General features: G+C 66.7%; 13 protein-coding genes. 3 read left to right on the plus strand and 10 right to left on the minus strand.

Annotation, left to right across the window (positions count from 1 at the left end; all coding sequences use genetic code 11):
- The first annotated feature begins 7 nt into the window (after positions 1-7).
- Both ABZS43_RS10685 and ABZS43_RS10690 read left to right on the plus strand, forming a co-directional pair.
- Entirely contained in the window at positions 8-3,388 is a 3,381-nt protein-coding gene (locus tag ABZS43_RS10685; protein ID WP_355035605.1) for an arabinosyltransferase domain-containing protein, read from the plus strand.
- Positions 3,389-3,578: 190 nt separating this feature from the next.
- The gene (locus ABZS43_RS10690; RefSeq protein WP_355035606.1) at positions 3,579-3,737 is read left to right on the plus strand and encodes a hypothetical protein; all 159 of its coding nucleotides are present in this window, start codon (positions 3,579-3,581) and stop codon (positions 3,735-3,737) included.
- 137 nt (positions 3,738-3,874) lie between these two features.
- On the opposite strand, the gene ABZS43_RS10695 is transcribed toward ABZS43_RS10690, so the two are convergent.
- A complete protein-coding gene (locus ABZS43_RS10695) occupies positions 3,875-7,210 on the minus strand; it encodes an arabinosyltransferase domain-containing protein (RefSeq protein WP_355035607.1) in 3,336 nt (1,111 codons plus the stop codon).
- Between the two features lie 226 nt (positions 7,211-7,436).
- On the opposite strand from ABZS43_RS10695, the gene ABZS43_RS10700 reads away from it, so the two are divergent.
- Entirely contained in the window at positions 7,437-7,934 is a 498-nt protein-coding gene (locus ABZS43_RS10700; RefSeq protein WP_355035608.1) for a peptidylprolyl isomerase, read from the plus strand.
- Between the two features lie 87 nt (positions 7,935-8,021).
- On the opposite strand, the gene ABZS43_RS10705 is transcribed toward ABZS43_RS10700, so the two are convergent.
- From ABZS43_RS10705 to ABZS43_RS10745, 9 genes are all read right to left on the minus strand, one after another.
- Positions 8,022-9,566, minus strand: a complete 1,545-nt coding sequence (locus tag ABZS43_RS10705; RefSeq protein ID WP_355035609.1) for an acyl-CoA carboxylase subunit beta — start codon at positions 9,564-9,566, stop codon at positions 8,022-8,024.
- On the minus strand, positions 9,563-14,914 hold the full coding sequence (pks13, locus tag ABZS43_RS10710; protein ID WP_355035610.1) for a polyketide synthase Pks13: 5,352 nt from the start codon (positions 14,912-14,914) through the stop codon (positions 9,563-9,565). The genes ABZS43_RS10705 and pks13 overlap by 4 nt, the downstream gene beginning before the upstream one ends.
- Before the next feature lie 90 nt (positions 14,915-15,004).
- Positions 15,005-16,918 carry a long-chain-fatty-acid--AMP ligase FadD32 gene (fadD32, locus tag ABZS43_RS10715; RefSeq protein WP_355035611.1) on the minus strand — a complete coding sequence of 638 codons (1,914 nt, stop codon included), beginning with the start codon at positions 16,916-16,918 and terminating at the stop codon, positions 15,005-15,007.
- A 191-nt stretch (positions 16,919-17,109) separates the two neighbouring features.
- Positions 17,110-18,141 (minus strand): LLM class F420-dependent oxidoreductase, encoded by a 1,032-nt coding sequence (locus tag ABZS43_RS10720; RefSeq protein WP_355035612.1) that lies wholly within the window; start codon positions 18,139-18,141, stop codon positions 17,110-17,112.
- 211 nt (positions 18,142-18,352) lie between these two features.
- On the minus strand, positions 18,353-19,342 hold the full coding sequence (locus ABZS43_RS10725; RefSeq protein WP_355035613.1) for a cutinase family protein: 990 nt from the start codon (positions 19,340-19,342) through the stop codon (positions 18,353-18,355).
- Positions 19,339-19,875 (minus strand): DUF732 domain-containing protein, encoded by a 537-nt coding sequence (locus ABZS43_RS10730; RefSeq protein WP_355035614.1) that lies wholly within the window; start codon positions 19,873-19,875, stop codon positions 19,339-19,341. Before ABZS43_RS10730 ends, ABZS43_RS10725 begins: the two co-directional genes overlap by 4 nt.
- Positions 19,876-19,986: 111 nt before the next feature.
- Entirely contained in the window at positions 19,987-21,831 is a 1,845-nt protein-coding gene (locus tag ABZS43_RS10735) for an alpha/beta hydrolase-fold protein (RefSeq protein ID WP_355035742.1), read from the minus strand.
- A 309-nt stretch (positions 21,832-22,140) separates the two neighbouring features.
- Positions 22,141-23,178 carry an alpha/beta hydrolase family protein gene (locus tag ABZS43_RS10740; RefSeq protein WP_355035615.1) on the minus strand — a complete coding sequence of 346 codons (1,038 nt, stop codon included), beginning with the start codon at positions 23,176-23,178 and terminating at the stop codon, positions 22,141-22,143.
- A 657-nt stretch (positions 23,179-23,835) separates the two neighbouring features.
- Positions 23,836-23,982 (minus strand): hypothetical protein, encoded by a 147-nt coding sequence (locus ABZS43_RS10745; protein WP_355035616.1) that lies wholly within the window; start codon positions 23,980-23,982, stop codon positions 23,836-23,838.
- Positions 23,983-24,084: the final 102 nt, after the last annotated feature.

Genomic DNA, 24,084 nt, shown 5'->3' on the forward strand with positions numbered 1-24,084 from the left:
AACCCCCGTGCGACCGGACCGATCGACTCCCGCGTTTGACCGTTACCGCTTGATCGCCCTCGTTTCCGGGCTTCTCGGATTCGTCCTGGCGTTGCTGACCCCCGTGTTGCCGGTCGAGCAGGATCGGGCGACGCTGGATTGGCCCCAGGCGGGTGGCAGCACCGATGTCGCGGCGCCGCTGGTGTCCTACGAGCCGCAGCGATTGACGGCCATGCTGCCGTGTTCGATGCTGCCGAGCGCGACCGCCGAAGCCGGATCGCCGGAATCGGGTGCGCCATCGGGCGGGCCCGCGCGCACACTGCTGTCGACCGTTCCCGTCGCCTCGGGGCAGGCCACGACCACGGGACTCGTCGTCGCGGTGTCCGACGGCACCCTCACGGTCGTGCAGCGCGATATTCCGCTGCTCTCGGCCCCGGTCGCCGAAATCGGCGGCTGCACCGCGATCACCATCGACTCAAGCGCGGCCGTCACCACCGTCGAGTTCACCGGCGTGCGGCGCAAGGACGGAAGTCCGTTCCGCAATACGCTCTCGCGCGATATCCGACCCCAGGTCGTCGGAATCTTCACCGATCTCGACGCCGCGCAGATCGCCGACGCGCGCGCACACCTCGATATCGATTCGCGCTTCTCCTCGACGCCGACGCTGCTGAAATTGCTCGCGCGGATCGCGGCGGCGGTCTGCACCATCGTGGCGCTGGTCGCACTGCACCTGCTCGATACCTCCGACGGTCGTCGGGCCAGGCGTTTCCTGCCCGCACACTGGTGGCGTTTCAGCATCGTCGACGGGGCGGTGCTCGGCGTGCTGGCGCTATGGCACATCATCGGCGCGAATACCTCCGATGACGGCTACATCCTGAATATGGCCAGGGCTTCGGAACATTCGGGGTACATGGCCAACTACTACCGCTGGTTCGCGGTGCCGGAGGCCCCGTTCGGCTGGTCCTACGAGGTCCTGGCCGCGATGACGAAGATCTCCGACGCCAGCCCGTGGATGCGGCTGCCCACGCTGTTGGCAGGGGTCGTGTGCTGGCTGGTGATCAGCCGGGAGGTGCTGCCGCGCCTGGGCGCGCGGGTCCGCCGCGACAAGGTGGCGCTGTGGACCGCGGGCCTGGTCTTCCTGGCTTTCTGGCTGCCCTACGACAACGGCCTTCGTCCCGAGCCGCTGATCGCCGCGGGCGCGCTGCTCACCTGGTGCTCCATCGAACGCGCGATCGCGACCGGACGACTGCTGCCCGCCGCGATCGGCGTGCTCATCGCCGCGTTCTCGCTGGCCGCTGGCCCCACCGGCCTGATCTGCATCGCCGCCCTTATCGCGGGATCGCGGCCGGTTCTGCAGATCATCGTCAAGCGGGCGCAGGGGGCGTTGCCCCGCCGGATCGCGGCGGACGAGCACGCCTCGAACGCCACCGACGACAGCGCGGGCGATACGCGACGTACCCCCGCGACCGCGTCGTCGCGCGCCTCGCTGCTGTTCCGGTACGCGGCGCTGATCGCGCCGGGACTCGCCGCGGGCACCCTGGTGCTGATCGTGGTCTTCGCCGATCAGACACTCGCCACCGTCATGGAGGCCACCCGCGTTCGTACCGTCGTCGGCCCCAATGTGGCCTGGTTCGATGAACGGACCCGCTGGGATTCGCTGCTGATGCTGTCCCCCGACGGTTCGCTGGCGCGGCGCTTCGGCGTCCTGGTCATGCTGCTGTGCCTGCTGGTCTGCGTGTTGCAGGTGTTGCGCAAGGGCCGCATCCCCGGTACTTCACGTGGGCCTTCGGTGCGGATTCTCGGCATCGTGTTCGCGTCGCTGCTGCTGATGATGTTCACCCCGACCAAATGGACCCATCACTTCGGCGTCTACGCGGGACTCGCGGGTTCGCTCGCGGCGCTGGCCGCTGTCGCGGTCGGCAGCAGCGGTATTCGCGCGCCGCGGAACCGGGCGCTGTTCGCCGCGGCGGTGCTGTTCCTGCTGGCGATCACCTTCACCGGTTCCAACGGTTGGTGGTATGTCTCCAGTTATGGTGTGCCGTGGTGGGATAAGGCGCCGCTGATCGCGGGGAAGGGCCTTTCCACGCTCTTCCTCGGCCTGAGTGGACTCGCGCTGGTGTGGGCGGTGTGGCTGCACTACCGCGAGCCGTACCGAAAGCCATCGGCCCCCGGTCGTTTCGAGCGATTCGCCTCCGCGCCGTTGACCATCGCGGCGGCGCTGCTCGTGCTGTTCGAGGTGGCCTCCTTGGCCAAGGCGGCCCTCACCCAATACCCGGCGTATTCCATCGCGAAATCGAATGTCGAAGCGTTCGGCGGTAATTCGTGCGCTCTCGCCGACGAGGTACTGGTGGAGACCGATACCGCGAATTCGCTGCTGTTCCCCTTCGACGGTGCGCCCGCGGACGGTCTTTCGGCGAAGTCGAAGGGTTTCACCCCCGACGGTGTCGCGCGCGATCTCACCGCCGACGCGGAGGAAACCGTCTCCGGCGGAGCGAATTCCATAGATAAGGATTCCGCCAACAAGACGACCAACACCACCGGCGCGGGAACCGGCGGCGGCACCAGCGAACGAACGGGGATCAACGGAAGCACCGTCGCGCTGCCGTTCGGTCTCGATCCGGCGCGCACCCCGGTCATGGGCAGCTACCGGGACGGCGACCAGCAGCAGGCCGCGCTCGAATCACAGTGGTACCGGCTGGATCTGACCGACAGCATGCGCCACGACCCGGCCTACCGGGTTCTCGTCGTCACCGCGGCGGGCAGGATCCGCTCCGTCGACGCCGACGGCGTGCTCACCTACGGTCAGGAATTGCACCTGGAGTACGGTGTGCGCGGCGAGAACGGCGAGGTCCGCACCCTCGGCTCGGTGGACCCGCTCGATATCGGACCGGCGCCGTCCTGGCGCAATCTGCGGGTGCCGCTGGACCAGTTGCCGCCCGAGGTGAACGCGGTACGCCTCGTCGCGGTCGACAACGACATCACCCCGAAACAGTGGCTGGCCGTCACCCCGCCCCGGCTGCCGCGCCTCGAGACGCTGAATTCGGTTGTCGGGTCGCAGGATCCGGTGCTGCTGGACTGGCACGTCGGTCTCGCGTTCCCGTGCCAGCGACCGTTCGACCACCACGACGGCGTCGCCGAGGCGCCCAGGTGGCGCATTCTGCCGGACCGGGTCGGCTCCGACGCGTCCAATGCCTGGCAGGACGATATCGGCGGCGGCCCGCTCGGGTGGACCGGTCTGCTGCTTTCCTCCGAAACCATCCCCACCTACCTCGATCACGACTGGTCGCGCGACTGGGGTTCGCTCGAACAGTTCACGCCCTACGATCCGACCGCCGGCCCCGCGACCATCGATACCACCGTCGTGAATCAGAGCGGCGTGTCCCGGCAGGATCCGATCCGGATCAGGTAAGAATCATCACAACAGCAGGCCCGCGAAAGGGGTGTCGTGCAGACCGAGCGGTCTGCACGACACCCCTTCGCGTTACCGTGAGATTTCCCCAAATCTCCTGATAGGACACTGGTTTCCGCTGGATGACGCCTCAGTAACCGATGAGCGGATTGCCAGGCACAGCGCGGTTTGAGAACGTACTGTTGTGGGTATGACAGGAGCCTTCGATGACATGGATCTGCGCGATCTCGTCGATCTGCTCACAGACGACGAACAGCGCGAGTTACGCCCGGCGGTCTTACGAGTGCTCGGTCGACTGCCTTCCCAGGAGGTGTTGCGCCGCGAACTCGGCAGGCGCATGAAGGTCTGAGCGCAGGCGTCCCGGCCCAGCCCCGCGACGCCGGGCGCTCCCGGTCCCTACGATCCCCCAACAAGCCTTCGATCCGCGGATAGACAGACAAACAGGGCCGTAGCGTCATCGACGCTACGGCCCTCCGACTGTCCCGGCTAGAACACTCGCAGCGGGCCCGGCGACCACAGACCCGAACGGGTCTCGGTACCGGTCTCCAGCTCGGCCGGGGTCGCGTCGCGGTCGTACTGTTCGTAGCGCTCCAGCGAACCCCAGTCCCGGGCGTAATCGTCGCGCATATAGGTCGGCACGGTGATGGATCGCGCCAGCATCTGGGTGAACCCGAGCGGTCCGCCGAATTCCTCGGCCTGCCAGGTATTGGTGGAGCTGATCGCGAGCGGGCGGTCCGGCAGAATGCGGTAACCGGGCACCTCGGCGACGCCGTTCTCATGATCGAACGGCCGCTGGCACGGGAACTGCAGTCCGACAGCCCAGTCCAGCAGCACCGGCTGTTCGGTGCCGATGTAATCGTTGAGCGAGGTCAGCGTCGGCATCCGGGGCGGGGTGAACGCCAGCCACTGATCGCCGATCAGAATCGGATCGTTCGCGACGATCCGCACCGCGTTCGCCTCCGGCGCGATCTCGTCCAGCGGAATCCGCAGGTTGCGCCAGGACGGGAACGGGCCGATATCGCGCGGCAGATAGGTGCCGAGTTGTTCGACGCTGCCGTCGGGCAGCCGCTTGCCGTAGTCGACGGTCAGCGACTGGCCGTACTTCATCGCGCCCGTGTCGTCGAAGGACAGGATGCGACCGGCCGCGGAGATGACGACCAGCGGCTTGTTCTGCGAACGCGGCGCGAGCTCATACCAGCTCGACGTCAGGCGCGCGGGCTGCTGCACACCGTTCTGGTAGCTGCCCATGACCGGGGTGGTCGCCGGATCGAGTCCGAAGGGCAGGGCCGCGGTGCTGCCGTTGACGCCCTGCGCGCCCTGACCGCCACCGGTGCCCGCGCTCTCACCCTCGGCGAAAGCCGCGCCGACCGACTGGGTGGAGGTATTGCCGGTACCCGGCTTCACCTCGACGGTGTCGGCGGACAGATCGTCCGGCACGCCGTTGGCGTCGAAACCGACCGGGCCGACACCGCCGAGCGGATCCCCGTTCGTCGGCGGCTCGGCCGGATCGATGATGGGCTGCAACCGGCCGCCGTTCGGGTCGGGTTCGACCAGGACGTCACTGGCCAGACCGCAGGCGTCACCGCCGAGCGCGTCGAAATTCGATCGCGCGAGCGAGTACGCCGGATATTGTGCCGCGGCACCCTTCACCAGCGACAACACCTCTAGCGCCACCATCAGGGCGGCGACGACGGTCAGCGGAATCGCGGCGAATTTGCGAATCCGCTTGCCGCGCGCCGACTTCGGCGAAGCCTCCGGCGGAATGTATTGCTCGCGCAGGGTGAGCCAGCCGACCAGCGCGAGCGCGGCCCCGAACAGCACGAGCATGACGGTATTCGACTGGAACCCGCTCAACGAGACCCGCTTGTCGAACCACGGCACCCCGAAGCTGGAGACATACCAGTACCCGTTGATGCCGGAGAACGAGATCGCCAGGACGAACAGCAGGCCCGCCAGGAATATGGCCCGGTTCTTGCGCGCCCGCAGCGCCGAGGCCGACACCGCGACCGCCGTGACCGCGGCCAGCGACCCCGCGATACCCGCGTACGCGCCGAAATGATGGGTCCATTTGGTCGGGTTGAACATCATGAAGAAGACGGTTCCGAGGACGACGCCCATCAGACGCCAGGTCGGCCCGCTCGCGATACCGGGCACCTGCCTGCGCCGCAGCAGCACCAGCATGGTGGTGAACAAGGACAGCAGCATCGTCAGGAAGGCGAAGCGGCGCGACAGCGAACCGTCCACCGTCTCCACGAACAGGTAGTAGTAGCGCAGGTAATCCTCGTACCACGCCAGGTTCGGCCCCGTGACCTGGCGGACCCGGTTGGCCTCCTGGATTCCGGCGAATGTCTGGTCGCTGTAGACCACGGTCAACACGAGTAGACCGGCCGCCGCGATCGGCGCGAGCAGCGGCAGGGTGCCGTGCTCGCGATGTCTGCGGACCACGATCTTGACCAGCGGTCGGATACCGGCGAGCAACGCCGCCACGCACATCAGGCCGGTCGGCGCCGCCGCCAGGGTGAACGCGGCGATCAGTACCGCGGCGGCGGCAGGCAGCAGACGCCCGGTGGCGATGGCCCGCTCGATCGAAACCCAGGTCAGCAGCGCGCCCAGCGCGACAATGGGCTCCGAGCGCAGACCGTTGTCGAAGGGCAGCCAGAAGGCGAGGAACACCAGTCCGCCGGTCCACAGCGCCACCCGGCTGTTGCGCACCCCGCGACCGAGGCGCGGCACCACCTCGCGGCTGATCACCATCCAGCACAGGATGGCGCAGGCGAGCGCGGGCAGTCGCACCCACGGGCTGGCGGTGGAGATCTCCGAGAAGACCTGGATCACGTAGTAGTACCAGCCGAAGGGCGCCTCGGGGACGCCGTACCAGCGGAAGTAGTTGGCCATATAGCCCGCGTGCGGCGCCACCCTGACCATGCTCAGGATGTAGCCGTCGTCGGAGGTGTTGGCGCCGACGAAATGCCACAGCAGCAGGGTGCCGACCACCGCGCCGTCCGCCCAGGTCGGCTTCAGCCACTTGGCGGGCAGGAACCGGCGATGGCCGCGGCCGTCGCTGCCGTCGAGCCTGGCCAGCGCCGCCAGCGCGATCAGCGTGCACAGCACCGCCGCGATCATCGCGATCAACTTGATCAGGGTCGGGCCCGAGCTGAAACGCGTGTCGACGGTCATCGTGTAGGACAGCCCGGCGGGCGCCGCGCCCTCCAGATCGGAGAAGACGCCGACGACCTGGGGTCGCAGATCACCCAGCAGTTGTCCCTCGACGGGCACCACAACGGTTTCCTTGGCACCGGGAGCCGCGCCCTGGACCGGTCGCTCCACGGTCTTGGTCATTCCGGTGAATTCCGCGGCGGTGCGCTCGTTGTCCGAGGTGATGACGATGCTGGAGCACTGCCCCATCGCGGCGCGATCGGCCGAGGTGACCACCGCGTTGCGGTCGACCACATCCACCGAGGTCTCCGACACGCGCACGAACATCGCCTCCAGCGCCGCCCGATCGCCCTGCGGCGGCGCGGTGGCCAGCAGCATGCCGCCCTGCGGGGGCAACGCCGCGACCGCGCTACACGGAATGGTGGCCCGCAGCTTTATCGGCACCTGCGACATCAGCGGCGCCTGCACATTGCCGAGGGTGCCGCCCTGCGGCCAGTTCAGCACCGCCGTGGTCTGCGTGACCGGCAGGAACGGCGTCGCCAGCGCCAACAACGCACCTATCAATCCGGTGACCAGCGCGATGATGCGCGCGGTCCGGAAATCGCGGGATGCGACCGCCGGGGCGGGGGTCGGCTTCGTAAGGACAGCTGTTGCGGCGTCGGGCACGGTTGGCAATGCTAGCGGCAGCCGTGGTCTCCGTCGTGGTCTGTAGGCACGAACCGGCAAAGCTCGTCCGCCGATATCGGCGCGGCCCACCCCGGACGCCGATTACCCGACCCGCGTGTCGTCGCCCGGCGGATGCGGCACTGTCGAATCGACCACTACCGGCGAAAAGTCGCGAAGAGGCGGGGAGATTGCTGACCCGTACCCGGAGCCATGGAAAGGTAGAGGTATGACCAAGGTGAATCTCGTGACGAATTACGGTCCGATCGTCCTGGAACTGGACGACGACAAAGCGCCGAACTCGGTGCAGAACTTCGTGAACTACGTGAATGCCGGCCACTACAACGGCACCATCTTCCACCGCGTCATCCCGGGCTTCATGGTCCAGGGCGGCGGCTTCGAGCCCGGTATGCGCCAGAAGGGCACCAAGGCCCCGATCCAGAACGAAGCGAACAACGGTCTCAAGAACGACAAGTACACCGTCGCCATGGCCAGGACCAATGATCCGCACTCGGCTACCGCGCAGTTCTTCATCAATGTCTCCGACAACGACTTCCTGAACCACTCGGCGCCCACCCCGTCCGGCTGGGGTTACGCCGTCTTCGGCAAGGTCACCGAGGGCACCGAGGTGGTGGACAAGATCACCGCCGTGAGCACCGGTTCGGCGGGTATGCACCAGGATGTTCCGCGCGACGACGTCATCATCGAATCCGCCAGCATCGGCTGACCACCCCGTTCTCGGACACGAATCGGGCCGTTACCCACGGGGTCGCGGCCCGATTCCGGTATCGGGAGACCGTCGCCGTGATCGCGCTCAGAGTGGCAGCAGGTGATGTTTGCGGGGGTTGCGCGACAACTTCTTGTCCCGCAGCAGATGCAGCGCCTTCCGCAGCTCGAGACGGGTCGACGACGGCTCGATGACGGCGTCGATATAACCGCGTTCGGCCGCCACCCACGGCGTCGCCACGGTCGCGTTGTAGAAGTCGATCATCTGTTTGCGGACCGCCGCCCGCTCTTCTTCCGGGGCCGCCGCGATTTGTTTGCCGCCGATCAGGCTGACGGCGCTCTCCGCGCCCATCACCGCGATGCGGGCGGTCGGCCAGGCCAGATTCACATCGGCGCCGAGCTGCTTGGACCCCATGACCGCGTAGCCGCCGCCATAGGATTTGCGAATCACCACGGTCACCTTCGGTACCGACGCCTCCAGGAAGGAGAACAGGAACCGGCCGCCGCGTTTGATGACGCCGATCTTCTCCTGTTCGACACCGGGCAGGAAGCCGGGCGTGTCCACCACGAACACCAGCGGGATCTCGAAGGCGTCGCACAGGCGAACGAAATGCGCGGCCTTATCGGACGCGCGCGCGTCGAGCGCACCCGCGTACACCATCGGCTGATTCGCCACCACGCCGACGCTGCGTCCGTCGACCCTGGCGAATCCGGTGACGATATTGCGTCCCGCCGCCGCGCCGACCTCGTGGAAATCGCCGTCATCGAAGATGCGGAGCAGGATGTCGTGCATGTCGTAGCCCGCGTTATCCGAGTCGGGCACAATCGAATTCAGTTCGAGATCGGATTCGGTGATCTCCGGTTCCATACCCGGATTCACTATCGGCGGCAGTTCCTGGCAGCTGGTCGGCAGAAAGCCGAGGTAGTGGCGCACCCATTCGAAGGCCGCGATCTCGTCCTTGGCGACGTGGTGGATATTGCCGTACTCGGCCTGGCTCTGCGCGCCGCCGAGTTCCTCCAGGCTGACGTCCTCGCCGGTGACCTCGCGAATCACCTTGGGGCCGGTGACGAACATGTACGCGTCTTCGGTCGCGACCACCACATCGGTGTTGATCGGGGCGTACACCGCGCCGCCCGCGCATTTGCCGAGAATCATCGAAATCTGCGGCACCATCCCCGATAGCGGTTCCTGGCGCCGTCCCAGCTCGGCGTACCAGGCCAGCGAGGTCACCGCCTCCTGCACCCGCGCGCCGCCGGAATCGTTGATGCCGACGACCGGGCAGCCGACCTTCGCGGCGTACTCCATGATGTAGGCGACCTTGCGGCCGAACATCTCGCCGACCGATCCGGCGTAGACGGTCTGATCGTGGGAGAACACCGCCACCGGGCGACCTTCGACCAGCCCGTGCCCGGTGACCACGCCGTCGCCGTAGAGCGCGGACGGATCACCGGGTTTACGCACCAGCGCACCGACTTCGACGAAGGTGCCGGGATCGAGCAGCATATTGATCCGGTCGCGGGCGCTGGTGATGCCCTTCTTCGCCCGCTTCGACACCCCCGCTGCCCCCGCCGGTTCCTGCGCCAGTTCGAGGCGTTCACGCAGATCGGCGAGCTTCTCGGCAGTAGTGCTCACTTGGCGCCTTTCGCCTCGATTGCCACGAGCTTCGCGGTGAGGTCGGCGCCGATCTTCCCGATGCGCGGCTCGTCGACAATCTGCAGGTGATCGCCTGCTATATGAATGACCTCGAGATTCGGCAGGTACTCGTCCCACCCGCCGTTCGGTTTGCGCTCGGCGAAGCGGGGCTCGAGTTCGATCATGCCGTCGTGATAGCGATCAGCCAGGTAGAGCACCACGTGGCCGTCGTAATGCGACGGCGTGGTCTTGGCGAGATGCCTGCTCTCGATCCACGAGGTGCGCTGGTGTTCGAGCACACCGCCGGGGATCTTGGTGCCGCTGATCTTGATCAGATCGCTGATCATCTGGAATTGCTCTTCGTCGGAGGCCGCCGCGAGTTCCTCCAACTGTTCGCGATCGAGTTCGCCCTGCACGCCGTAGGTCTTCTTCGCGAAGACCTGGTAGCGCTCGATGCGGCGCACCCGCTCTTCGGGGCTGTTGTCCTCGCCCTCGGTCGGGATGGCCAGGTCGATGAGTCCGACGACGCTCACTTCGGCGCCCTCTGCCCGCAGCAGCTGCGCGACCTGCAGAGCGAATACCGCGCCGAGCGACCAGCCGTAGAGCACGTACGGCCCGTTGCCCTGGATCTTGCGTAATTCGGGCAGGTACTGACGCGCCCGCGACTCGATATCGCCCTCGACGCGTTCGAAGCCGTACATCGGGGTGTCGTTCGGCAGTCGCCGCAACAGCGGTTCGTAGACCAGCGTATTGCCGCCCGAGGGGTGGAATACGAAGACCGGCACCGCGTTCGAGCCATCGATGCGCGCCCGCAACGGACGCACGAACCCGTCGACGTCGGCACCGCTGTTCTGCAGATCGCGCACGATATCGGCCAACTGCTCGATGGTCTCGCAGTCGAGCACGTCGTCGACGGTGACCTCGGCCTTCACCCGCTCGGTGAGCCGCTGCGCCAACTTCTCCGCGATCTCCTCCTCGAGGATCGGGAGGGTGTTGAAGATGCCGCCCGCCGACTTACCTGTCACGTTCGCCCAGGTGCCGAAGACCAACCGCTCGGCGGCGTCGCGCGGGGGTACGTCGTCATCCTCGACGGCGGGTGCGCCGCCGAAGATCGCGGCAGGAGCCGAATCGGCTTGGGCGACAATCGCCTCGGCCGCGCCGACGGCAGTGGTGTCCTGAACGTCGAGCGCCCGTTCGATCGCCGCGTCCTGCGCGGCGGCGAGCTGTTCGGACGAAGTCGGTGCGTCGGTCTCCGAGATCCCGGCCTTCGCTTCCGCCTCGGCGACAACAACTTCGGCCTCGGCTGCCACCGAAGTGTTCTCGGCAGCCAGTGGCACACCGGTTTCGGCGGCGGCTTTCGCCAGCGCGGACGGATCCTCACCGGCGGCCAGCGCGGCACGGGCGGCGGCGACGAAACCGCCGTCGACCGCGATATCCTCGCCCGCGGCCTGCTTCTCGGCGATCTCGCGCACCTCGTCGCGATGCTCGATGGCATAGCGCAGCACCTTGCCGACCTCGCTGAGGTTGGCGTCGCGTACGGCCTGCATCTGCAACTGCGGGATGTCGAATTCGTATTCGACGCGATTCTTGATGCGCATGGCCATCAGCGAATCGAGGCCGAGTTCCATCAGCGGGATCTCCATCGGAAGATCCTCGACGGCATACCCCATCGATTCGGCGACGATCAGCGCCAGCCGCTCCTCGATGGTCTGGGAACCGTTCGGATCCCAGCGATCACCGAAGTTCTCGACAGCCCCGGCGATTTCGGCGACCTCGGTGCTCGCGGTCGTGACTGCCTCGGCCGGAACCGGCTGGGCTACCGTGATTTCCGGCAGCGGGGCCCCGGAGGCGACGGTGCCCTCGAACAGCAGCCGGAACGACGAACCTTCCTTGGCGTGCACCTGGACCGCGCCGCCGCCCGGATACGGCGTCAACGTGGTGGTCAGGGTTCCGGTCGCGGGTGCCGCCGCGTGGGGTACCGAAATACCGAGCGAAACCTCGCCGAGTACCTGCGCCGCAGCCGATTTCGCCAAGTCGGACAGATCGGTGACGGCCCCCGCCTGCACCTCCCAGACGTGGCGTCCGTCGGGCAGCGAGACATGCGCACCCGGCTTCTTGGCATTGCCGCCGCCGGAATTCAACCGCACCTTGGGCCAGAACTGCTTGCGCAGGAAGACAGTACGCGGGACGTCCGCGTACTCGCCCTCGGGCAGTAGCGAACTCAGATCGACCCGGTGCCCGTGCACGTACAGCTGGGCCAGCGCGCCGATCACACCGGCCGACTCGTCCTCTTTGCGCTTGAGCGTCGGGATCAGCTGGGCGTCGTGCACCCCGGCGGCGAAGGTGGTGCCGAGCACCTGCATCAGCGCCACCGAATTCGGGGCGAGCTCGAGGAAGGTGGTGTGCCCGGAATCCACCGCGAGTTTCACCGCGTTGGTGAAGTACACCGCGTGGCGCATGTTCTTGACCCAGTAGTCCTCGTCGTGGATCGGGTCGTGTCCGGAACGGTAGAACTCTTCCTTGTGCACCGTCGAGTACAGACCGGTCTTCAGCTTCGTCGGCTCGATTCCGGCGAGCTCAGCGGCCAATTCGCCGAGCAACGGGTCCATCTGCGAGGTGTGTCCCGCGCCCCTGGTCTGCAGCACCCTGGCGAATTTGCCCGCCGCCTCGACCTGCGCGACGATCGCCGCGACCTGATCCTGCGGGCCGCCGATCACGGTATTCGTCGGCGCCGCGAAAACGGCCATCTCGACATCCGGGTAGTCCGGCAGCAGCTTCTCGACATCGGCGACACCGAGTTCGACCAGCGCCATATTGCGCACGTCGGCGTCGGAGATCATCGCCTCGCCCTCGCCCATCAGGCGCGAACGGGCGCAGATGACACGCACCGCATCCTCGAGGGTGAGACCACCGGCGATATACGCACCGGCCACCTCGCCCATCGAATGCCCCACCACCGCATCGGGTTCCGCACCGTGGGCGCGCAGTACCGCGGCCAGACCGACCTGGATGGTGAAGATGCCGACCTGCGAGGTGCCGACGTTGTAGTCCTGTTCGTCGTCCAAGATCATCTCGCGGATCGAATACCCCGCCTCGTCCTGCACCAGTTCGTCGACCTCGTCGACGGCCCGGCGGAAGATCGAATTCTCCCGGTAGAGCTGTTTACCCATCTTGCGGTGCTGCGCGCCGAAACCGGCCAGCACCCAGATCGGCGCCTGCACGGCCGGGGCGTCCGCGGTGAATACGCCGGTACCCGGTTTACCCGCGGCGATGGCACGCAGACCGGCGACGGCCTCCTCGTGCGTCTTGGCGAGCACCACACCGCGCGAACGCCAATGGCTGCGCTTGGCCAGCGATCGCGCCACATCCTCCAGCGGCACATCGCGGCCCGCGTCGGACTCGAGCCAATCGGCGAGTTCGGCGGCGGCACGGCGGCGGCGTGAGGGCAGGTACCCGGAGACGGCCAGGATCACCGGCAGCGGCTCGGACCGATCCCGCGACCACTCGGTTTCGGTAGCGTCGTCCGCGGAGCTTTCGGCGACGATCTCGACCGCCTCGGCGATCACGTCGGTGGTCTCGTTGTCGAGGTCCTCGGCGAGCGGCGCGGCCTGCGTGGTAGCGGCCGGCACATATTCCTGGAGCACGACGTGCGCGTTGGTGCCGCCGAAGCCGAAACCGGAGATGCCGACAGTCGCGGTGCCGCTGTAGCGCGGGAATTCGGTCGGGGCCTCGACCACCTTCAGATGCGCCTGCTCGAACGGGATGTAGGGGTTGGGGCCCGCGAAATTCATAGTCGCGGGCAGCACATTGTGCTGGAACGCCATGATCACCTTGGCGAGACCGGCCGCGCCCGCACCGGATTCCAGATGACCGAAATTGGTCTTGGCCGAACCGAGCAGCGCGGGCTTGTCCTCGTCGCGACCGCGACCGACGACGCGGCCGAGCGCGTCCGCCTCGATCGGATCGCCGATCAGGGTTCCGGTTCCGTGCGCCTCGATGTAGTCCACCGAGGACGGTTTGATCCCCGCGTCGCGGTAGGCGCGGCGCAGCACGTCGGCCTGGGCGTCCGGATTCGGGGCGAGCAGTCCGTTGGACCTGCCGTCGTTGTTCACCGCGGAACCCTTGATCACCGCGAGAATCCGGTCGCCGTCGCGTTCGGCGTCGGCGAGGCGCTTGAGTACAACGAGACCTCCGCCCTCGGAACGCACCATGCCGTCGGCATCGGAAGAGAACGCCTTGATGCGTCCGTTCTTCGCGACACCGCCGTTCTTGTCGAAACCGAGCGTCGCCAGCGGCGCCAGGAGCATGTTCACGCCGCCCGCCAGCGCCAGATCGGCGTCGCCGTCGCGCAGTGCGCGTACGGCCTGATGCACCGCGACCAGGCTCGACGAGCAGGCCGTGTCGACCGCCACCGACGGGCCGCGGAAATCGTAGAAGTAGGACACCCGGTTCGGGATGATGCTGGAGACGCTGCCCATGATCGCGTACGCCTCGGCGGAGGCGGGCACCGACGGATCGGGGTCGCCGAGTCCGAGGGCGGCGAGCAGTTGGAAATCGTTGCTGGAGGAACCGATGAAGATGCCGACCGATTCACCGCGCAGCTCGCTCGCGGGAATTCTGGCGTGCTCCAAAGCCTCCCAGGTGAGTTCCATCATGAGGCGCTGCTGCGGATCGACCCGCTCGACCTCGATCGGCGACATGGCGAAGAATTCCGCGTCGAAACCCTTGACCACCTCCTGGTCAAGGTAGCCGCCGAGGGTGTTGCCCTCGGCCACGGCCTGCGCCACCGCCGGGTCGCTGGTGAATTCCTCCCAGCGCCCCTCCGGCCGTTCGCGAATCCCGTCGCCGCCGCCGATCAGGAATTCCCAGGTCGACTCGGGGGTGTCGCCCGCGCCGGGCAGCCGGGTCGACAGGCCCACGATCGCGATGTCGTGGGCCGCGCCGGGGGTGTACCCGGCGTAGAAGGCGTCGTCGCCGGACTCCTCCCGCACCTCCGGCTCGCCGTTGATGATCCGCTCGGCCAGCGAGGCGATGGTCGGATGCTGGTAGACGACCGTCGCCGTGAGGACGACGCCGGTCAATTCCTCGATATCACCGCCGAGGGCGAGGGCATCGCGCGAGGCGAGCCCGAATTCCTCCATCGGCCGGTCGACGGTGATCTGCTCGATCGCCTGACCGGTCGCATCGGCAACCCAGCGCCGCAACCACTCTCGCAATTCCGTCACCGACATATCGGTGATCGCCGCGCCTTTCGGCGCGGCATCGGAGGCCGCGAGCTCGGAGGAAACGACAGCGTCCTCCGATTCGGCGGGATCGGTCGTCGGTGTGGTGCCCTCGTTGTCAGCCATCAATTCCTCAAGCTACCTGTCTGCGTACCGGGCGCGCCGCCAAATTGACGCTCGGTGTCTGGTCGAGCGATATCGAGCAATCGCGAGTGGCTACTCTTCCGGTGCATCGGGGAAAGCCTGCTGGGTGTAACCACCCCGCAGCGTTCCCTCCAGATATGCGGTCTTGCAGGCCCGCCGCGCGATCTTGCCGCTGGAGGTACGCGGAATCGAACCCGCGGGAACCAGCAGCACATCGCGCACGGTCACACCGTGCCGTTGCGATACCGCCGCGCGTACCGCGTCGGCGATCGGCAGTGGATCGGCCTTACCCGCGCCAGGTCCGCGTTCACCCACGATGACCAACTGCTCGGAAGCGTCGTCGACATCGAATTTCAGGCCGGAATGACTGCCCTGTTCGAAAACCTCGCCGGGCAGCTGATTCGCGGGCACCGAGAACGCCGCGACGAAACCGGGGCGCAGCGCGGTGCTCGCCTCCTGTGCGGAGAACTCCAGATCCTGCGGGTAGTGGTTGCGGCCGTCCACGATCACCAGATCCTTCACGCGGCCGGTGATATAGAGCTCGCCTTCGAAGTACACGCCGTAATCGCCGGTGCGCATCCAGTTCGCGTCGGACTCGGTGCCCTCGGCGTGGCTGCCTTCGGCGACCCGCTGGCTGATCTTGTTGCGGAAGGTCTTGGTGGTCTCTTCCTCACGACCCCAGTACCCGATGCCCATGTTGTTGCCGTGCAGCCAGATCTCGCCGACCCGGCCGTCGGGCAGTTCGTGGCCGCCGTCGGCTTCCACCGTCTCCGGATCCACGATCACGGCCCACTGCGACAGCGCGATATAGCCGCAGGAAACCTGGGCGATCGAATTCGGCGCGCCCTGATCGACCTTCACCATCCGACCGGCGTTGAGTTCGTTGCGGTCGACGTAGACGACCTTGGCCTCGTCCTCGGCCTTGGTCGCGGAGACGAACAGCGTCGCCTCGGCCATGCCGTAGCAGGGCTTGATCGCGGTCTTCGGCAGGCCGTAGGGCGCGAACGCCTCGTTGAATTTCTTCATCGAGGAGGTGGTGACCGGTTCACTGCCGTTGATCAGGCCGATGACGTTCGACAGATCCAGCGTCTCGCCGTTCTTCGGCAGACCGCGGGCCGCGGCGTGTTCGAAGGCGAAGTTCGGCGCGGCGGCGAAGGTGCCCGCGCCGTCGGAGACAGCCGCCAATTCCTTGATCCAGCGGTAGGGACGCCGGACGAAGGCACTGGGCGACATGATGGTGATGTACTTGCCGCCGACCGCGGGCAGGATCACCGTGAGCAGGCCCATGTCGTGGAACAACGGCAGCCAGGTCACGCCGCGCGAATTCCAGTCGAGGTTGATCGCCTCGACCATCTGCAGCAGGTTGGTCGCGACCGCGCGGTGGGTGATCTCGACACCGGCGGGCACCCGGGTCGAACCCGAGGTGTACTGCAGGTAGGCGATGTCGTCGATCTTGATATCCGGGCGAACCCAGGTCTCCCCGACGCTGTCCGGGATCGCGTCGACGGCGATGATGCGCGGGCGCTGCGCGGCGGGCAACGCACGGAAGAACTGGCGCACCCCCGCCGCCGACGTGCTCGCGGTGAGGATCGCCGATGGCGTGCAGTCACCGAGGACGGCGTGCAGCCGATCGGTATGCCCCGGCTCATCCGGATCGAAAAGCGGCACCGAGATGCAGCCGGCGTAGATCGCGGCGAAGAAGGAGATCACGTAGTCGAGGCCCTGCGGGGCCAGGATCGCGACCCGGTCGCCCCGCTTGGTCACCTGCTGCAGACGAGCGGCCACCGCGCGCAGCCGAACCCCGAACTCCCGCCACGTCAGCTCCTGTACCTCACCGTCGCGTTCCCGCGAATAGTCGATGTAGCGATACGCCAGCGTGTTCGCGTCATTTCTGGTGTGCTTCTCGACGTGATCGACCAGGGTGTGATCCTCGGGAATACGGATGTTCCCGGTTTCGTCCAGGTAGTCGTCGAAAGTCTCGTCCATTCCTTCTCCTCCGAGGCACACGCAGCAATACGGCGTGATCGCCGCTGTTACCTGTGAGGCCCCGACTCGCTTTCGCCCGCGGGTGCTCTAAATGTAGGGAGAGCCAACCTGCAGATTTTCGTGCGGTCTGCGCGGTGACCGCTATCGGCTAGATGTACTCAAACCAGAGTTATGTTACAGAGAAGAGTGGCTCACTCATCTCGCAGCATGGGGATAACCGGCGCGAAAGCATCCATCTGGGTGGGAAATACCCCGACATACGACATCGAGGTGAGTTGGCGCACACGTCGGAGCTGGTCGGCGATCTCCTCGAATGTCCCGATCGCCACGTACGGCGAGGCGAGGATGTCCTCGACGGAGAGCTTCACATCGACCTCGAGATCAGGGTGCAGACCGCGGTCGAGCGCCGACAGCGCCATCTCGGCGGTCTTCTCACGATCATCGGTGATGACGATGGCCGTGATCGCCCAGTTGAGTTCGATATCGGCGAAGCGATCGCCCGCCGCCTCCTTGATGAGTTCGACCTTCTCGATGGTCTTCTCGAGGGTGATGCCGGACAGCAGACCCTTGCCGGTCTTGGTGGTGACGGGCACGACCGAGATGATATCGGCGTGCTTGGCCGCCAGCCGCAGCATCTTCGGGCCGCCGCCGCCGGTACAGATCGGCGGGCGTGGACCCTGGCGCGGGCGCGGCGTGCCCTTGATGCCGTGCACCTGGTAGTACTTGCCCTCGAAGGTGCACTCCTGGCCGCGCAGCAGCACGTCGAGGATGGTCAGCGCCTCGTCCAGCTTCGCCAGCCGGATTCCCGGCGAATCGTAGGTCAGCCCGGCGGCCTGGTACTCGTCCTGTTTCCAGCCCGCGCCGAGGCCGACCTCGAGGCGGCCCTTGGACAGCACGTCGATGGTGGCCAGATCCTTGGCGAGCACGACCGGATGCCGGAAGCCGTTGGCGAGCACCGAGGTGCCGAGCCGGATGCGTTCGGTGGCCTGGGTCAGCGCGCCGAGCGCGGCGATCGGCCCGATCTGGTCACCCAGGTGATCGGGTACGACGAAGGTGTCGAATCCGTACTCCTCGGCCTGCTGCGCGGTCTGGATGAACTTGCGGGCTCCACCCTCCTGCTTATTCCCTTCGCCCGCGGCCGCGAAGCGGAAAGGACGCAGCGGAACCCCCTGCGCGGTCGACCCGGCGCCTGCCGAGGCGACCGGTGCGGCGGTTTGTGTCATGAACTCGTGCTCCTGGCTGTCGGTGTGCGTTCCTCGATCACCGCGGGGGTGATCGCCGCTGAACCACCACGGCGCCCGGCGTGCCGAGGGTGAAAACGGCTACCGGCGTCGCGATCATCAGCGCACTTTACAACGTGCGGACGAACCGCAGTACGGTTGTCGCGGCAGCCGATGTCTTCCCACCGGCCACCGGTGTCGGGACTGTGCGACGTCACGAATGCGCCGGGTGAGGCGCCTTCTCGATCAGATCCGCGGCCCACGCCGCCGTCCACTGGGTGGCGGTCGTGCCGTTCTGATCGATGACGAAACCGTTGTACAGACTGTGCACCGGATTACCCGCCGCGCGCACCAGCGAGAGGACACTGCCGACGAAATTGACCGGAGTCAACGCCTGTCGTGGTGAATCACAGATCAGATCACCCGGCGCGCAGATGGTATACGTGCGGTCGGCCAGTGTGCCGAAACCGCCCGCGCGGGGCCCGGTCATCGTGATGCCGGGCACCTTCAGGCCGTTCAAGGCGATTTCCGCGCCGACCCCCGACGGCGGGGTGCCGATCTGGGTGGCCTCGCCCTTTCCGGTGTCACCGGTGCGCCTGCCGTCGGCGAGCAGGGCCACACCGAGGACGAGATCGGCCGAGACCGGTCCCTTCCCCGCGCCGATCAGGTTGGCGATATCCCCCGCGATCACCGCGCCCTGGGAGAAGCCTGCGATCACATAGGTGGTCAGCGGACACTGCTTCGTGCGCTCGGCCATGAAATCGACCATCCGCTGCGCGCCCTCGGCCCTGCTGTTGTTGTAGGACTGCTGGCCGTCCGGGGGTATGGCGACGGGATTGGAGAATTGCGCGACGTACGGGACGGTGTAGACCTCGACTCGCCCGGAGGGGAACTGCTGGCGCACCGGGTTGGAGATGTTCAACATCAGCGATGCCGGATTCGCGGTCGGATTGTAGGGATCGTCGCCGGTGCTGGATTCCCACGTCCCGGGTACCGAGACCATCTGCACATCCGGGCACCACGCGGGCTGCGAGGTCGCCCGCTCCGGCGGTTTCGGCCCTGGAGGCTTGGGCGCGCGCCCGCAGCCCGCCAGCATGTACCAGGCCAGCACGGCGATCGCGATGATCAGCGCGACACCGCCGAGCAACGTCAGACATCCCGCCGGTCGGGACCGGCGGGCGGTGGGGCCGCGACGCGCACTCACTGGCAATACGTCTGCTCAGCCGTATCGATGTAGATCTTGCCCGCCGTCTCGACGGGCATCTTCGATGGATCGAAGGACGGATCCGAACCGGCCATCGCGTTGACGAAGGTCGTCAGATCGGCCTCCGAAGCCCCCGCCGCGACACCCTGGCAGACGTAGGCGCCGATACTCAGCGCGATATCGGAGCTGGCCGGGGTGATGCCCTTGGCTTTGAGCGCATCGAGGAACTTACGGTCCTTGTCGCTGAGATTCGACGTGTCCTGGGGCGGGGCCTCGTTGGGCACCGGCTGCGGACGCTCGGGAACCGCCGTTTCGGTCTCGGTGGCCTGCGGCGCGGTCTCCGACGTGGGCGATTGCGGCTGCGTGCTGCCCGCCGCGGCCGAGGTCGGGGCGCTCGACGGGGCGGCCGTCGTGGTGTTGGTCAGCGTCGGCGTGCTGGACGCGGTCGAGTCGTTATCGCCACACGCGGCGAGCAGGCCGGTGGCAGCGATCGCGAGGGCAACGCCGACAACCTTTCCACGGGTCCGATGCATGAATTCGTATCCTCGATCTGTTCACAGGGGACGCGGTCGCCCCCAGGGTAGCTGTGTCCGATTCGTAGCGCCGCCGGCGCTACATATGCGATGTGAACAGACCGGTGCGAACTACAGACCGTTGACTTCGGGCCTCCCGTCACGCACGGTGACGAATCCGGCCTGAAAGTTCTGCTGTATCCCGCCGGGGATCTGGAACTCATCACCGATGGGATAACCCAATTTGCCGTTCTCGTAACCGGCGGCTTTCCAGGCGTCCATGACGGGACCGGATCGCACCGGCCAGGCGCCGGACAGCGGGCTCCAGTAGATATTGCCGCCTTCGAAGCGGGTGTAGACGCCGAAATCCTTCAGCGGCGCTTCCTCGGCCACCGGGAAGCCGAGCGCGCTGTTCTCGTAGCCGAGCTCGGCGTACTTGCCCAGGATCAGCCCCTGCACCCGGTGCGCGCCGGTCTGCCCGCTGTAGTAGAAGGGCCCGCCTTCGAAAGCCTGGACGACACCGTCCCTGCTCGGCGTCTTCGCCTCGGGCGCGCTGGGGTAACCGGCCGGTCCGCGCTCGAATCCCTGCCTGCCCCACTCCTCCAGGATCGCGCCGCGCACCACCTGCGCGCCGGTCTGCGGGGTCCAGTAGAGCGAACCGTGCTGGAAGAGCTGGAACCGGCCGCGCCCGTCCGGTAACGCGGATTCGGCTCCGATCGGCAGACCGAGCGCGCCCGCGGGGCCCATCGCGGCCTGGTAGCCGCCGCCGATAAAGCCGCCGACCGGATACGCGCCCGCGTCCTGCGAGTAGAAGACGCGGCCGTGCAGGAAATCCTGGGCGAGGCCGCCCGGCACCGGGTATTCGCCGGTGAGGCATTCTCCGAGCCAGCCGTTATCGGTCACCGTCGCCGCGATCGCGCCGCTCGCCGCGCACGGCGGTTTACCCGGGTCGACTCCCAGCGCCGCGGCGGCGGTCGGCCAGGACTGGCGCATCTCGAAATCCCAGTACGGCCATGAATGGGTGCCGGACTGCCGGTAGTTCACCTGAGCCGGGATGGCGAGTTTGGTCAATTTGGTGACGAAGTTCTGGGAGGTCAACCTCGACAGGATCTCCAGACCCATCCCCGCGTAATTGGTGCTCACTCCGGGGATGCCCGCGGCCTGGTCGAACGCGCCGGTCGTCCCGCTGCCGCTGGAGATGTAGAGGCTGATGCCCTTCAGCTTGTCGGCCAGCGCGTACGGATCGTGCGCTTCCCATTCCGAGCTGGTCGGCGGCCCCCACATCGCGGCCGAATCGAATCCGCCGGCATCGCGCATGGCGAACTCGATGGCCTGCGGCATGCCGAGGGTGGTGGTGGTGAGGAATCCGGAGTAGGAGGCGGCGTATCGGACGAAGTCGGGATTGCGGCCCGCGAGGAACATGGCGGCGGTGCCGCCCATGGACAGGCCTTCCATGCCGCGCGTCTCGGTGGCCCGCCACTGGTTTTCCAGCAGTTCCGGGAGTTCCTTGGTCAGGAAGGTCTCCCACATGTACTTCTTGCCGTTGTCGGGCTGCAGCCAATCGGAGTAGAAACTGGCCTGGCCGCCGATCGGCAGCGCCACGGTGACATTCTTGTCCGCGTAGAAATCCTGGGCCCCCGCGTCTTTGGTCCAGCCGCTCTCGTCGTCGGTCGCGCGCAGTCCGTCGAGCATGAACAAGACCGGGAAACGCGCGTCGGGGCGGCTGTTCCAATCCCTTGCGAGCAGTAACTGCACCTGGACCGGGGTCGCCATCGACGGTGAGTACACCCACAGCGCCACCCGGCGATCGCCCAACCACACCGCCTTCTGCACCGTCGCCTCGGCCGGTGCCGACGCGGGTTGCGCGGCGGCGGGCACGGGATGCTCGGTGACCGCGGCGGTGAGCGGGAGTACGAGCGCGGTGGCGAGCAGAGCGAGCCGATGACGGGCCGTGCGTCTGTCGCACCGACCCCGCATCCCTGTTCCGCCACGCGTCTTCCCTGCCACCGATGCTTTCTACCCCGGTCGGTGGCCCGTTCCCGGGATGACGCGCGGATAGCGAGCTAATCCTCTTTCAGCCGTTATCCAACTTTCTCACGTGCGACGATGCCGGAATCGCCGGATTCTCGCGCCGCGATAAGGGTTGTTCAGCACCTCGTCAGCTATCAGACGCGTCGCGAAAGCGGTTGTCGCGACGCAATATTCGAACGCCGGTCGGCACACGAAGAAACGGCGCCACCACCCTCGCGAACGAGGGGGTGGCGCCGTTGTCTCGGTGCTCTGTGGTCACCAGCCGCCGGTGGCGTCCAGGATTCCCTTGCGAGCGTTGAAGAGCTGGCCTTCCCAGTACTTCCACGAGTGCGTGCCCGAAGCCGGGAACTCGAAGTACGCCGGAATGTTCAGCGAGCTCAGGCGGACCTGGAACGCGCGGGTGTTGACCAGCGACAGCGCTTCCAGCGCCATCGCGTTACCGGTGTTGAACACACCGACCGCCGAAGCCGGGCGATCGAACTGCCCCGGCAGGCCGCTGGCCGCCGAGATGTACATCGGCAGACCCTTCAGCTGCGGCGCGAAGACGAACGGGTCCATGCGCAACCACGCCGGGCTCCACGGCGCGGCCATCGAGTCCACGTTGTAGCGGCCCGCGTCCAGCATCGCGACGCGGATCGCCTCGCGCATACCCGGCGCGGAGATGTTCAGGTAGCCGGAGAACGAGGAGGCGTGCTTGAACTGATCCCGGTGGTACGCGGCCAGCGCCAGTGCGGCACTACCGCCCATGGACAGACCGGCGACCGCGTTATTGGTCTTCGAGACGCCATAGTTCGCCAGGAAGTTCGGGAGTTCCCTGGTGAGGAAGGTCTCCCACTTGTAGGTGGTCTTCTGACCGTTGGTGTTGCTCGGGGAGACCCAGTCGGTGTAGAAGCTCGACTGTCCACCGACCGGCATCACCAGGGTGATGTTGTCATTGGCGAACTGCTGCAAGGCGTTGGTCTCGAACGACCACGCGTTGCGGTCGTCGCGTGCGCGCAGGCCGTCGAGCAGGTACAGCGCGGCGCTACCGCCACGCGATGCCCACTGGACCTGCACCTTGATCGGACCCATCGCGGACGGGACCATCAGGTCTTCTTGGCCGCCCGCCGGTGCGCGGAGCACCGGGGCGGAGACGGGAGCGGCGACTGCGACGGTCGGGGTCGCCACTCCGGCGGCAATCGGTAGCGCTAACGCAGCGGCACCGACAGCCAGAATTCGATTACGCCAACCGCGAGGTTCGCCTCGCCTGCCCGGCGCGACTATCTTCGGCGCGGCGGCCCTGCCGAAACGCATGAATTCTGCTCTCTTTCTGCTGTTGTGGCGTCGCCCTAACCCGTGCGGGCCTGGGCAACACCCCGTGCTGCCGATGAGACACACGCCACATCGGAGCCGGACCCCGACATGCCGGCACTTTATGGCAGCGCTACAACGATCTGGTCACACTTGCGCTCGCAGGAGGATATTCGACACTGGAATCCTTAGCAAGGCCGAGGTATCCCTGGTGGCCGAAATCCGCCCGAACACAATCTGTGATGGTCCGGTGACACTACCGCGTTCATCCGGTGATGTCGTCCCGGATGTCCGAATTCGTTACTCATCCCAGGTGAACGCTCATATCGGGAAGCGTCGCGTAAACCCGATCTTCCCGGTAGCGCCAGCAGTGCACGCCGACAGATGTGCAGTCGAATACGGCATTCGCGCCGCCGATACTGTCGCTCCTGGCCTGGACGGCGCGAACATGAACGGATCGTTACGCAAGCACCGCGGATCCCGTGGTGGACCCACATGGCGTCGATATAGAACCCGCCCGCATCGAGCGGTGCCGGTGCAGTCCTTCGCGCATACCGGCGCGGAGATATTTCCGGTATCCCGAATACGAACCGGCGTAGCCGAATTGGTCGGTTGATAGGCGGCGAACGTGAGTGCGGTGCTGCCGGCTCGAATACGCCATTACCGGATGCATTGCAGCCGATCGCGTAGCGCCAGCGAGTTCTCGATGAGCAACGTTTCCCAGGCATAGGCGGTCCGCTGACCATTGGTATTACTCGGCGCGCCCCGGTCCGAATGGAAGCTGGATTGCCCGCCGACCTGCGTCACCCACGTTGATGTTCCACTCGGGCAGCACCCGCGATATCTCGGTATCGATCTCCCAGCCGCTGAGATCATTTCGGGCGCGTGGGCCGTCGATACCGACGGCCG

Origin of the sequence: Nocardia sp. NPDC005366 (assembly GCF_040606855.1) — a bacterium.
In the GTDB taxonomy this organism is placed as follows: Bacteria; Actinomycetota; Actinomycetes; order Mycobacteriales; family Mycobacteriaceae; genus Nocardia.